At 59.2% G+C, this 12076-nt stretch carries 14 protein-coding genes; 7 read left to right on the forward strand and 7 right to left on the reverse strand.

Going from position 1 to position 12076, the window contains the following annotated elements; genetic code table 11:
* The first annotated feature begins 26 nt into the window (after positions 1–26).
* The 7 genes from QP400_RS06995 to QP400_RS07025 are packed head-to-tail and all read left to right on the forward strand — an operon-like array spanning position 27 to position 6683.
* On the forward strand, positions 27–2969 hold the full coding sequence (locus QP400_RS06995; RefSeq protein ID WP_143484518.1) for a Na+/H+ antiporter subunit A: 2943 nt from the start codon (positions 27–29) through the stop codon (positions 2967–2969).
* A complete protein-coding gene (locus QP400_RS07000; RefSeq protein ID WP_004806565.1) occupies positions 2966–3445 on the forward strand; it encodes a Na(+)/H(+) antiporter subunit C in 480 nt (159 codons plus the stop codon). The genes QP400_RS06995 and QP400_RS07000 overlap by 4 nt, the downstream gene beginning before the upstream one ends.
* Positions 3442–5097: a Na+/H+ antiporter subunit D gene (locus QP400_RS07005; protein ID WP_004806563.1), complete on the forward strand. Its 1656-nt coding sequence runs from the start codon at positions 3442–3444 to the stop codon at positions 5095–5097. The genes QP400_RS07000 and QP400_RS07005 overlap by 4 nt, the downstream gene beginning before the upstream one ends.
* Complete coding sequence (locus tag QP400_RS07010) at positions 5094–5612, forward strand: Na+/H+ antiporter subunit E (protein ID WP_004806561.1); 519 nt, start codon at positions 5094–5096, stop codon at positions 5610–5612. The genes QP400_RS07005 and QP400_RS07010 overlap by 4 nt, the downstream gene beginning before the upstream one ends.
* Positions 5612–6043, forward strand: coding sequence for an MrpF/PhaF family protein (locus tag QP400_RS07015; RefSeq protein ID WP_004806560.1), 432 nt, complete (start codon positions 5612–5614; stop codon positions 6041–6043). Before QP400_RS07010 ends, QP400_RS07015 begins: the two co-directional genes overlap by 1 nt.
* Positions 6040–6396 (forward strand): cation:proton antiporter, encoded by a 357-nt coding sequence (locus QP400_RS07020; RefSeq protein ID WP_004806559.1) that lies wholly within the window; start codon positions 6040–6042, stop codon positions 6394–6396. The genes QP400_RS07015 and QP400_RS07020 overlap by 4 nt, the downstream gene beginning before the upstream one ends.
* A gap of 14 nt (positions 6397–6410) precedes the next feature.
* Positions 6411–6683, forward strand: coding sequence for a DUF4235 domain-containing protein (locus QP400_RS07025; RefSeq protein ID WP_004806557.1), 273 nt, complete (start codon positions 6411–6413; stop codon positions 6681–6683).
* On the opposite strand, the gene QP400_RS07030 is transcribed toward QP400_RS07025, so the two are convergent.
* The 7 genes from QP400_RS07030 to QP400_RS07060 all read right to left on the reverse strand — a co-directional run bounded on the left by QP400_RS07030 (position 6684) and on the right by QP400_RS07060 (position 12074).
* The gene (locus tag QP400_RS07030) at positions 6684–8261 is read right to left on the reverse strand and encodes a hypothetical protein (RefSeq protein ID WP_004806555.1); all 1578 of its coding nucleotides are present in this window, start codon (positions 8259–8261) and stop codon (positions 6684–6686) included.
* Positions 8261–9577, reverse strand: coding sequence for a DUF4921 family protein (locus QP400_RS07035; RefSeq protein ID WP_004806554.1), 1317 nt, complete (start codon positions 9575–9577; stop codon positions 8261–8263). Before QP400_RS07035 ends, QP400_RS07030 begins: the two co-directional genes overlap by 1 nt.
* Before the next feature lie 64 nt (positions 9578–9641).
* Positions 9642–10040: an ACT domain-containing protein gene (locus QP400_RS07040; RefSeq protein WP_004806551.1), complete on the reverse strand. Its 399-nt coding sequence runs from the start codon at positions 10038–10040 to the stop codon at positions 9642–9644.
* 132 nt (positions 10041–10172) lie between these two features.
* On the reverse strand, positions 10173–10415 hold the full coding sequence (locus tag QP400_RS07045) for a CsbD family protein (protein ID WP_004806549.1): 243 nt from the start codon (positions 10413–10415) through the stop codon (positions 10173–10175).
* A 68-nt stretch (positions 10416–10483) separates the two neighbouring features.
* Entirely contained in the window at positions 10484–11092 is a 609-nt protein-coding gene (locus tag QP400_RS07050; protein ID WP_048707733.1) for a hypothetical protein, read from the reverse strand.
* Positions 11089–11715: a DUF6286 domain-containing protein gene (locus QP400_RS07055; RefSeq protein WP_004806544.1), complete on the reverse strand. Its 627-nt coding sequence runs from the start codon at positions 11713–11715 to the stop codon at positions 11089–11091. The genes QP400_RS07050 and QP400_RS07055 overlap by 4 nt, the downstream gene beginning before the upstream one ends.
* Positions 11712–12074, reverse strand: coding sequence for a hypothetical protein (locus QP400_RS07060; protein WP_004806542.1), 363 nt, complete (start codon positions 12072–12074; stop codon positions 11712–11714). The genes QP400_RS07055 and QP400_RS07060 overlap by 4 nt, the downstream gene beginning before the upstream one ends.
* Positions 12075–12076 lie beyond the last annotated feature (2 nt).

Here is a 12076-nt window from a genome sequence, read left to right on the forward strand (position 1 = left end):
AACGGTACTTTCATCAATCTAAAGGAGTGCGCGTGCTTGTATTGCTGTCGCTCTTCGTACTGTTCGGGGCGATGGCAGGGGCCGCAGTAGGACGTTTCTCTGGACGCGGCTATGCAGTGGCTTTTGTTCCCTTTGCCGCCACGGCTATCTGGGCCCTACTCAACACCGGTCGAGCATTCACTGCCACGGTGGTCCAGCACCACACGTGGGTGAGCGTGCTAGGGCTAGACCTAGCATTCCGTTTCGATCCCTTGGCGTGGATCATGACCCTGGTAGTTTCAGGAGTCGGTGCCGCCATAGTCATCTACTGCGCCTTCTACTTTCCGCCTAACGCAGCAGGCAGAGCCCGTTTTGCCGCCACCTTTACCTTCTTCGGCGGATCCATGCTGGGCCTGGTGTGGTCTAACCACGCCCTGATGATTTACACCTTCTGGGAACTGACCTCGGTGTTCTCCTTCCTGCTTATCGGCCACCACTACCGCTCGCGAGCCGCCCGTGCCGCCGCCCGCCAAGCATTCGTGGTAACCACCTTCGGCTCGCTGGCGATGTTCGGCGGGTTCATGATTCTAGGGGCCGGCCCGGGCGGATCCTTCCAAGTCGATCAACTAGTTGCGCGCGGGGCGGAAGGAACGCTACTGCAAGGCCATCCGGGCACCTTGAACGTCGCCCTCGTGCTGGTAATCATCGGCATCCTAACCAAGTCGGCAATGCTGCCATTCCACTTCTGGCTGCCGGCCGCCATGGCCGCCCCGACCCCGGTATCTGCATTTCTGCACGCAGCCACCCTGGTCAAGGCGGGCGTCTACCTGGCCCTGCGTTTCACCCCCGGTTTTGCGGATGTGCCCGTCTGGTCCTCGCTGCTAACCATCTTCGGTGCCGCCACGCTGCTAGTTGGTGGCTGGCTGGCCATTAGACAGACAGACCTCAAACGAGTGCTCGCATACGGCACGGTCTCGCAGCTGGGCCTCATAACCGCGCTGGCAGGCTACGGCAATCGAGCCACGCTGCTGGCCGCCCTCACTTTGGTGCTAGCACACGGCACCTTTAAATCGTGCCTCTTCCTTACTACCGGCACAGTAGAGAAGATCACCGGATCCCGCGACATTCGCGAACTGTCCGGGGTCGGCCGCACCCACCCGGTGCTGGCCACGATTGGCGGCCTTGCCGCGGCCTCCATGGCAGGCTTCCCGCTGACGCTCGGTTACCTTGGCAAGGAAGCTGGCATCCACAACCTGCTGCACCAGGGAGCGGCCGGAGTCATCCTGCTAGCGGGCATAGCTGCTGGTTCCGTCCTAACCGCCGCCTACTCGTTGCGCTGGTGGTTCGGCGCCTTCGGCGGCAAGGAACTGCCAGGACACAGGCTGGCCTCTTTGCTCTCTGAAAAAGAGGCCCCGGTCGGTTCCTACCCGGCAGCAGCACTAATTGCCGTCCCAGGTTTCCTAGCGGCGATCACAGTGTCGGGCGGGTTCTTCCCCGGCTCGGTCAACGCTCTGACCGGCCCCCATGCCGACACCCAGCTGGAAGGGTACTTGGCAACTTCCAACGAGGCCGGCCACCTGGCCCTGTGGAGCGGGCTGATGCCAGCCCTCATCACCGCCCTCATACTGACAGGCGGATATGCCTGCTTCCACTGGCGTGGCAAGGTAATCCGCTTTGCCAAGAAGACGGCACTACCCGAGACCTTCCGTGCAGCTAACCTGTATCGGGTAATCATGCGCAACCTAGAGGCGGTAGCTGGTCGAGTCACCTCATTCACCCAGTCCGGCTCGCTGCCACTAGACATCTCTATCATCTCGACCGTATTCGCCATTGCTGTGGGCGGGGCACTGTGCTACGCCCTCCCAACCATCAAGTGGGGGCCGGTACGCCTATTCGATTCCTTCCTGCAAGCGATAGCCATCGCGATTCTTGCCGGGGCCACCATAGTTGTGGTGCGCGCCCGCAGAAGAATGAAGGCCGTACTGGGCCTGGGCGCAATGGGGGTGGGCATGGCAACCCTGTGGGCCGTGCACGGCGCACCCGACCTGGCCCTGACTCAACTGGTAGTAGAAGCCTTCACCATCGTGGTCTTTGTGCTGGTACTACGCTTTTTGCCCACCCACTTCACCGACCGGCCGCTCCGCTCTTCGCGCTGGCTGCGACTAATTATCTCCGTGGTGGCCGGCGTGGTTACCTCCGGTGGGGTGCTGCTTGCGGCGGCCTCCCGCAAAGAAAACCCGGTCTCTGAACTGCTTCCCGACGAAGTCTTGCAATTCGGCTACGGCCACAACATCGTAAACGTCATCCTGGTAGACGTGCGCGCATGGGACACCGTCGGCGAACTATCCGTACTACTAATCGCAGTTACCGGGGTTACCGCCTTGATCTTCCGCTCCGGCCTAATTAGCCGGCTGACAGTATCTGCGCCCTCGCTGCGTTCCAGCGTGGCAAAGGCGGCAAGCCGTACCAGCACCAACTCTCGTTGGCTGGCAGGGGCCTCCGCCCTCGAAGAAGACCGACGGTCGCTGATGCTAGAGGTAGCAGCCCGAATCCTGTACCCCACGTTGCTGGTGGCCTCCGTCTGGCTACTACTAGTAGGACACAACTCGCCCGGCGGCGGTTTTGCCGGCGGAATGCTAGCCGCCTCGGCACTGTCGATCCGCTACCTGGCAGGTGGGCATTACGAACTGACACTGGCGGCGCCATTTAGCCCCGGCGCAATCCTTGGACTGGGACTAACCATTGCCGCAGCTGCCGGGCTTGCCCCGGTGCTCGCAGGGGGAGCGCCCTTCCAAACCCTGCCCGTCGACATTCTCTTCGGCCCGCTCGGCACCGTCCACTTCACCACTGCTATGGGGCTAGATATTGGCGTGTACCTGGTGGTTCTGGGGCTGGCTGTAGACATTCTTGGGGCACTGGGCGCCGCCCTCGACCACGACGAAGAACAGGGCGTGCAACTAGTTAGCTCCAGAAAGGGGAAGACAAAGTGATTCCCACTTTGGGTCTGGTTTTGCTAGCCGGCGTACTGGTTGGTGCCGGTGTCTACCTGGTAACCGATCGCACTTTCACCCGCATCGTCATCGGGCTGGCCCTGATCGGCAACGGATCGAACATTGCCTTGTTAGCAGCAGGTGGAGCCGCCGGAGCGCCCCCAATTCTAGGCACCGACGCCCTCTCGTCCATTGCCGATCCGCTGCCACAAGCCATGATCTTGACTTCGATCGTTATCACCATGGCCACCACCGCGTTCATGCTGGCGTTGGCATTCCGCGAATGGATTCTTACCGGCGGTGACGAGGTTGTGGACGACGTTGAAGACCGCCGTCTAGCAAGGCGTGCAGCTACCGGCCGTGGCAGCGAACGCATCGAAGACGCTCCCGAGACCGAGGACGAAGATTCCGGCCAGGACGAAGACCAAGCAGACCGCGACGACAAAGATGAAGCAGAAGGGGAGGATGCCAAGTGACCTGGTTACTGCCCATTCCCGTCATTGCGCCGCTACTAGCTGCAGGACTATCGCTCGTACTTGGTCGCTTCCGCCGCACCCAATTGTCCGTTACCGTCATTGCGTTGGCCGGGTCGTTGGCGGCGGCAATCGCCATGGCGTTCGAAGCCGACACCGCCCCCATGGTGCTCGACGTCGGCTCATGGGCTGCCCCGGTTGGGGTCTCGCTGGTTGCGGACCGGCTTACCCTAATGATGCTGATCGTGTCGCTGATAGTGACTGTGGGCGTGCTGATCTACTCGTCCTCGCAGTCGGTATCCCGCGACGAGTCGGCCTCCCCAATGCCCGTCTATTACCCCTCCTACCTGGTGCTTTCTGCGGGCGTGTCGGATGCGTTCCTGGCTGGGGACCTGTTCAACCTGTACATCGGCTTCGAGATTTTGTTGGCGGCCTCCTTCGTACTGATCACCTTGGGAGGCACCCGGTCCAGGGTGCGTTCCGGCACCGTGTACGTCGTGGTTTCCCTATTTTCCTCTGCCGTTTTCTTGATCGGCATAGCCTTCACATACGCCGCTGTGGGAACGGTCAACATGGCGCAGCTGGCAATCCGCCTGTCGGAACTTCCAGAACCCACCCGCATCCTGTTGCAGGCCACTTTCCTGGTTGCCTTTGGGATCAAGGCGGCAATCTTCCCACTGTCGGCATGGCTACCTGACTCTTACCCGACAGCTCCCGCCCCGGTCACGGCCGTGTTCGCCGGCCTGCTTACCAAGGTGGGTGTCTACGCCATTATTCGCACTCAGTTCCTGCTGTTCCCAGGCGGAGCGCTGGATACCATCTTGGCCGTCCTCGGCATGTTCACCATGATCGTGGGAATTTTGGGTGCGATCGCCCAGGACGACATAAAACGTATGGTGTCCTTTACCCTTGTTTCGCACATCGGTTTCATGATCTGGGGCATTTCGTTGTCTTCGGAGGCCGGCCTTGGCGCCGCTATCGTGTACGCCGCCCACCACATTTTGGTGCAGACTACGCTATTCCTGATCGTAGGCCTCATGCAGTACCTGGGCGGAACTACTTCGCTTGCCAAACTGGGTGGCCTGGCCGGAAAGTCTCCGTTCTTGGCGGGCATGTTCTTGATCGTGGCATTCAACTTGGTCGGCATCCCTCCGCTGACCGGTTTCTTGGGGAAGGTGGGCCTCGCCCGCGCTTCGGTACTTGCCGGCACTGGGCGCGGTTGGGCGCTGCTCGCGGCTGGCCTAGTCGCGTCGATGCTCACCCTGTACGTGGTGGTCAAGGCCTGGTCCATGGCGTTTTGGCAGCCTAGCGAGGGCGAGAAACAACTCAAGGCTGAAAAGCGCTCCTTGCCGAAGGCAATGGTAGTAGCCACTGCAGGCCTACTGCTAGTGCAGGTGGCGATGGCCGGGGGAATGAACATTATTTACGGATATGCCGAAAGAGCCGCTGTCGATCTGAAAGCGCGCACGCCCTACCTCAATGCCGTCCTCGGCCAGGATGGGCGAGGCAGCGGGCACTCATCTGACGTGGTGCGTCGCAGTGATTTCGACGTTCTGCCCCCGCACACGCAGCGGCCGCAAGTTCTGCCCGCGCCGCTCCGCCTGGATTTTGATACCGACACTCGCGAGCGGGTACGCGTAGGGGAGGACCAATGAGGATGATTCGGAATACTTCCTGGAAGATGACCCTGTGGCTGCTGCTGGTGTGGCTCGTTCTGTTCCGGTCTATCGAACCCGTAGTAATCATTGGGGGTATCCTGGTTGCGCTGCTAGTGCAGTGGGTGGGGCCGATGATGCGAGTGGGAGCCCTGGGCAGGATTAGGTTTGTGCCCCTGCTGGCTCTAATCGCGCGTTTCGCCTGGGACATGTTCATGTCCGCCCTCCACGTGTCAAAGCTGATCGTCACCGGCAAGCGGTATCGCAGCGGCTTCGTTTCCATCAACCTTGGTGCCGTAAGCGACATGGAGTTGATGATCAGCGCGGCCATGACTTCTTTGGTTCCGGGCACGCTCGTAATTGACGTGAATAGGCACGAAAGCGACGCCGACGGTTCCATGTACTTGCACGTGATTGACATGGAAGCCTCCGGCGGCGAGCGTGGAGTGCGCGAAATGATTACCAAACAGACCGCGCGTATTGGACGTGCCCTACCCAGGCCACAGGAGGACTAATGCAATTCGTGCTCGTTGCAGCCGGCGGATTCTTGGCCCTGGCCGTGCTGCTGACCCTATACCGGTTAGAAAAAGGCCCTTCGCTGGCTGACAGAGCGATCGCCACCGATCTAATGACTGCGGTGCTGGTGGGTGTGATTGCAGTGTGCGCCGCCCTCTTCGAACGCGATGATCTGCAGCCACTGCTGGTAATTGTGGCGCTGGTTGGTTTTATCTCCTCGGCTACGATCGGGCGCATTGCCCGCCACGGCGGGGAAGAAAACCGCAGAGTCATCTCTGCTGCCGAAGAAAAGGCACGTGAGCGTCGCTTGCAGGCAGAAGAAATGAAGGCACAGCGTGCCGAGGGCGAAGAAACCTCCCACCTGACCCCTGAACAGATAGCGAAGGCGCAAGACGAACAGGAAGCAAAGGCGAAGGGGGAAGGCAAATGATCGTCCTCGAATGGTCAGGGGCTATAATCATGCTGGCCGGTGCTATTTGGATCTGCATTTCTGCCCTGGGGATCGCCCGGTGGAAAGACACGCTCTCGCGCATGCACGCTGCCACTAAACCCCAACTCTTTGCTTTTGCGGTAATGATGATCGGGCTCGCCCTTTACATGCACACTTTGCAGTGGGTGGTGCTGGTCATCCTGGCAATCGGTCTGCAGGCAATCGCGACCCCGGTGGCAGCTCAGGTGCTGGGTCACGCCAGGGTCAAAGAGATGCGCACGAAGGTAGATCGGCAGGCCGCAGAAAACATGGGAAATGATGGGCACTCGGCCCCAAAGCGTGAAAAACTATAGGCCTAGGAGGAAACATGGATATTGGTTGGAAAGTAGCAAGTGCAGCATCGGTTGCAGGGGCCGGGTTTGTGGCCGATCGTCTGATCGACTTGATCTGGAAGGGATTCACCGGTCATAAGCCCCCGCGCGGTAGCGAGGACGAAGCCGTAGCTAACATGCTCGAAGTAGCCCTCTTCGGGGCCCTGTCGGGACTTACCGTGGCACTCATCCAGCGTCTGGCCGTGCGTGGTACCTCCAAATGGTATGGCGGCAAGAACAAGAACGCTTTAGCAAACTCCCAAAAGTAACTACAGCGAACCTGCCAGGCATACTGCCACCACTTTCGGGTCATAGATGGAAGATTGCACTGAAATCATGGTGCGTGCTGCCCGGTTGACCCTGCAGGAGTCAGTGAGGGTGTCCACGTCGGCATCTCGGGGCACCTGATCGGTGGTGACGACGCTCAGTATTTCTTGGGTGCCCTCAACCTGGCAGTTAGCTTTCATCATGGTCACGTCCGCAGATTCGGTGGAGATGCGTTGCACTAGCACGCAGCTGCCAGCCGGCAATGGGGCGTGACCTTCTATTTTCTTAGTTACTTTTGGGGCGGTGAGCTTAGCTGTCTTACCGTAGCCGGGCGCGAGCACAATCTGCCCGTTAGTACCCGAGACCGTGATTCTTCCCTGGGTAGTGTCCAGGCGGGGCGCATCTCCTACCCGCTCCGGCGAGGTCCATGTTGCCTTACCGTCCTTCACTACGGACACCTCGCCCTGTTTGGAGACGGCTAGGGTGCCGAGCTTACTGGCGGTTCCCTGCGCCAGTGGCTGCTCGAACCTCCAGTCCAGATGCCCGTCGTTGCCGACTTGGACCAGGCCGGCATCGACGCCCATCGCCAGCCCGGCAGAATTGTGGGCAATAAACGTGGGGGCACCAGAAAAAACGGCCCTGTCCGCGCGAAATAGCGGATTGCCTAGCTTGCCATTCTTGAAGTGGTGCGGCACCTTGTCCAGTAGCGCTACCGGGGGAACGTGCGAGTCTGTTGTGCGGGGGAGCACCAGGTGTTCCGGAAGGTCGGCCACCTTGTCGCCGATCAGCGCCGCTCCTCTATTGCAATTGGGAAATGGCGAAATGTAAACGTCGGATCCGGACAGTAGCGGGTAGCCGGAACTGCGCAGCAGCACACGTTTAGGTTCTACCACGTCGACCGTCCCGTTTACCGATACTACTGCCCGGTTAGGTCCAAGCGTTTTAGCCATGTTCGGGGTGATCGGCGTGGCCGAGGCCGTAGGGCACCGATTCGCTTTGGGTTCGTCTTTTGGCCAGGGCAGCGACACAAGTTCCCCGTTCAAGTCGACCTGCGCATATTTGCCCTTCGGCAGGGCCAGCAGGATATTTCCTTCCAATGCGGCTACGGCTTCCGCTTTGGTGGGCATGGAAAAAAGCCACCGGGCCTTACCCGTATTCGCATCGACAAGCAGAAGACGCGACCCCTCGGTAGAAGAAGACAGGCAGGCGAAAGTTTGGCCGGTAATCGGTGAGGTGGTACATGCAGATAGTGCCGTCTTCGTCTGGAGTTGCCACGAAACGTCCCGGTCTAACCGCATCAATATGGTCTGGCCATGATTCCTAGCAAGACCGATGGTGGCTTCTCCGATTCGGGCGGGGCCAGCTGGCGAACCCTTCCCGAACAACGGAAGGAAAGCGGATACCCCCACATTCTTTGCGGATATAGAGGAGGCGACGTGCACCTTCGCCTTGGCAGGATGGGCGCGCTGGTAGGCGCTAATAGCGAGCGCAAGTAAGGCTATTACTACTGCCCCCACAATAATCGTGAGCGCTATCCGCGAGGCCCTCCTTCCCGCCGGTGGAGGCGAAGCATGCGACATTATCCTCTAAGCAAGGACGGATCGACCTTGCATTCCTTTCCTAGCCTCATAGGGGCGATCAGGCCCTTCTCGCGCAGGTCGTACAGCTTGCCCAGGACCCGGTCGCGAACTCCCCATGGATCAATAGTGTTCAAATAGATGCGGGTGCCGCCCTCGAACCCGGCAAGGGTAGAGATGCGCCACTTGACCAGAATCCGCCAGCGCAACGGCGAAGCTACCGAGGCCGGACGGTGGTACCACTCCTCGTTGCACGGCACATCCGGGCCGGTAGCGGCGTGCACGGCGTGCAGTATGTCAGAGACTCCCCGTACCTGTTCAGGTGCGGCCTCCCAGGGGTTCACCGGATCCCCGAGCGCCCACACCGCCACCGTGGGGAAGCGGTGGCCAATGCCAGAGAGCGCCACCGCGTAATCATTCTGCGCCAATATCAGGTCGCGGGAAGCCCCCACGGACAAGATATCGTCATAAATGTGCGGAGTGCGGCGGAGCCTGTCCATTTCGGCCTCGATCTGTACCGGGCGTTCATCGATAGCGACCAGCTGCTTGTGCAGGTGATCAAACGAGGCCCCAGCGGGCTTGCGCCAATTCTGGAAGGCCGCCACATAGCGCACTGCCGGATCCAAACCATACAAGTCACCCATGGAATCGCAGGTGAACTGGGTGTAGGCAGCATGCTCGTCCGGGGTGAGCGTGCCCGAGGACGCCAGTTGGGAATCGTTAGTAGCCCCATCCACGAAGTGGCGGCGCGCCACAATCACGTCGTGCCCGCCCGTGAAGAAGCCCATTGCCTGTGGCATCAGTTCCTCATCGCGTTGCGACTCGATCTTCTTCTCGGGAACGCCGTAGGCGCGCAGCCGGGCCTTTAGAATCCGCATAACGTGGTCGTAGCCCACCGACGAGGAAAGGTAACGAGCCATCCGTTCGCGCTCCTGGGTACTGGGCTGGTGGCCGTGGTTTAGCGCCCAGTAGTTTGCAGAGACGATCTCAAAAAGATTGGGAATTCGGCGAAACTGGGCAACTTCATCTTCGAGTTCCTCGGCCGAAACCCCAACCTGCTTGACCCACTTTCCGTCCCGCAGAACGATCCTGTCCTTTTCGGGTGGGGTCTCAAAGTATCTGCGGGAGCAAAATGCGCAGTGGGCGCCTTCCTTGGCTGGATCCAACGGCTTAGGGTCCTGCTGCGGCACAGCCAGAGGGCGATGCCCCCTGCCAGGGACCGTCCATACTTCAGTGCCCGTCAGCATGTTCTTCTGTTTAACCGTCCCGTCCTGCATGGCAGTGAGCGCGGACGAAAACTCGTTCTTCGATGAACTCATGCTTTAACCCTATAGGCAAATAGTCATGAATACGTATGTAGGAAGGGGGAAGCGCTAATCCGGCTTACAGCCAACCCTGAGCTTGCTTAGACAGGTCCCGCAGCAGTTCAATCGCGTCGTCGGTCATCCGCTTGGGAACGAAAATGTGGTCGTGGTAGAAGCCGGCAATCACGTTGCACGGGATAGAACGGGCAGACAGCGCCTGTGCTACAGCCGAAGTAAGCCCTACCGCCTGCGGTGACGATTCAACCCGCAAAGTAATACGCGTATAGATATCAGTGATCTGGTACCCGGCTGCTTCTGCATCCTCGCGGGCAATGACACAGGTAGTGCCTTCGTCCTCGGCAACCGTGGCAAAGACATGAACGTCCTTGGGGATCCTAGAAGAGACAAGGTAGATGTATTCTCCCTGGATCTTCGCGTCAAGGCGGGCAAGCATCTGGTCTAAATTAATCGGACTCACTGAACCAAAGATAACGGGAAAATTGCTTAGGCGCCATAGTGATTCCAAAGGGCGAAAAGCTAGCAATAATAGGGCATTTTGGGCATGAAAAAGTGGCGGACAGAACCTGCCCGCCACTTCCACGCTAATTGACTACTTGTCGGTGAAGCCTTCCTTCAGCTTCTCGGCAGCGGCCTTGATGTTTGCACCTAGGTCGCCTGCAGCATCCTTAGCCTTCTCGGAAAATTCGGAAGCCTTGTCCTTGACCTCGGCGCCAACCTGGTCCATCTTGCCTTCGGCTTCGGTGTCCTTGTCGCCAGTTACCTTGCCGGCTGCTTCCTTGGCCTTGCCGCCTAGGTCCTCGCCAGTGTTCTTCAGCTTGTCTTCGAAAGACATATTTTCTCCTTTTATCTTTTTCGAAGCGGTATTAGCTTCAATGTGCTTATGTCGGGTAATCCGCCGGACTAACGGACGCGATCGGACGAGCCGATCAATGAACGCCAATCGTTTTGGATGTGTACGCAAATGGGTGGTGTAGTGCCCAGAAGCGAATCTACGCGTGCGATTGCCCGATCCATGATCTGCCGGATGTGAGCGGGGGAAGCCCCCTTGTACGCGCCAACCTTAATTAGGATTCCCGGTTCGTTCTTTACCTCGTAGCCATACGCAGACACGTTAGTGATCCACCGGTCGTCGCCGACCTCGTGTTCAATTACCTGTTGCACCAGGTCGATGCTGGCAGTAGTGGTGCCTGAGGAGGTTTGCGAAGGAACCAACGAAGCGGTGTGAGTACGCCCGCCGCCCTGCGAGAAGATGACGCAAAGGGCAATGATCACGCCGATTACAGCAAGCGCAATGAGGGCGATTGCCAACCAGGACATGTCAGTGTTGCCGACCGTAGTGCGCTCAGCTAGATCGGAGTAGCTCTGCAGCACGGTAGGTGCGTTCTTCTTGTAAGCGTCGGTAGCGGTAGGCCACAGGGAGATGAGTAGGGCGCCAATGCCGCCAACTAGCAACAGTGCTGCCAGCAGGAACAGTAGGAACCTATTCAAAGCTCTTGGTAAGTGCCTCACTTTGCCACCTCCCCATTGGAGTTAAGCTTCACCGAACCGGTTGTGGCCGGATTTAGCTGGTAGCCTTCGACCTCGGTATTCAGTACAGACTGAATGGAGCTGGTATCGACCTCACGGCCAGACGTGGGAGTGACCTGCACGTTGGCGTTACGCTTTGAAAGCGAAGTCGCAACCTGGCCCTCGGGGAGTCCAGCGTGTTCGCGCACCGCCCTGGAAAGGGCCGAGGCAGTAACCTTGTCGTCAACAATGTAGGCAACTCGATCAGAGGCCAGCGAGTGGCGATCCAAAGCTCCGCCGCCCAAGGCCTTCCCCAGCATCCACAGGCCGAGCAAAGTGGCGACGATGCCGCCAACGATCAGGGCCCACTGGGGGACACCGGCAGGCAGCTTTACTACTGAATTGGCGATCTGGTCCCAAGAGGCAAGCAAGTTCGGCTTGCCCATGGCAGTTAGAATGCGTTCAGCAATCAGCCACACCAACACCACAGCAACGATCAGGCCAACAATAGAGGCCGTGATAGCACGAGATGAGTGCGTCTCGCGGCGCACCATGTACGACACATGCGGCCCCTGCGAAGCCGGCTGTACTGGAGCGTCGGAGGTAATGGGCTTGTCGGTGCTCATTCAACCCTCCTCTTTGGCTCGGGCTTGTAGTGAATACCCGTCAAAACCATGCGGACGTCACCGATCTTGTGACCGGTAATGCGCTCAGCATTGCGAACAATGCTTTCGCGAGCCGCATCCGCTGCGCCAAAGATGTTCATATCCTTGGTGCGGGTAACCCTTTCCACTGTTGTTTCGGGAACGGGAGTGGAAATGTCTAAGCCCAAAGCGCTTTCCGAATCGTGCAAATCTACCGAAATCTTGTCAGCTGGAACCGACAGGGCATCACCAACTACCGCAGCCGCCGCCCTCTTAATGGCTTTGGCGCGAATAGTGGTGTGACCGCGGTAGTTATGCGCGTTTGCAGATGCTTCAGACACAG

It is taken from the genome of Winkia sp. UMB3158 (assembly GCF_030217145.1).
Classification (GTDB): domain Bacteria; phylum Actinomycetota; class Actinomycetes; order Actinomycetales; family Actinomycetaceae; genus Winkia; species Winkia anitrata.

Excerpts from the sequence above, each read along its gene's own strand:
- QP400_RS07010 (WP_004806561.1), top strand. The coding sequence starts at position 5,094 with ATGAGGATGATTCGGAATACTTCCTGGAAGATGACCCTGTGGCTGCTG.
- QP400_RS07035 (WP_004806554.1), bottom strand. The coding sequence starts at position 9,577 with ATGAGTTCATCGAAGAACGAGTTTTCGTCCGCGCTCACTGCCATGCAG.
- QP400_RS07055 (WP_004806544.1), bottom strand. The coding sequence starts at position 11,715 with ATGAGCACCGACAAGCCCATTACCTCCGACGCTCCAGTACAGCCGGCT.
- QP400_RS07025 (WP_004806557.1), top strand. The coding sequence starts at position 6,411 with ATGGATATTGGTTGGAAAGTAGCAAGTGCAGCATCGGTTGCAGGGGCC.
- QP400_RS07015 (WP_004806560.1), top strand. The coding sequence starts at position 5,612 with ATGCAATTCGTGCTCGTTGCAGCCGGCGGATTCTTGGCCCTGGCCGTG.
- QP400_RS07020 (WP_004806559.1), top strand. The coding sequence starts at position 6,040 with ATGATCGTCCTCGAATGGTCAGGGGCTATAATCATGCTGGCCGGTGCT.
- QP400_RS07045 (WP_004806549.1), bottom strand. The coding sequence starts at position 10,415 with ATGTCTTTCGAAGACAAGCTGAAGAACACTGGCGAGGACCTAGGCGGC.
- QP400_RS07030 (WP_004806555.1), bottom strand. The coding sequence starts at position 8,261 with ATGTCGCATGCTTCGCCTCCACCGGCGGGAAGGAGGGCCTCGCGGATA.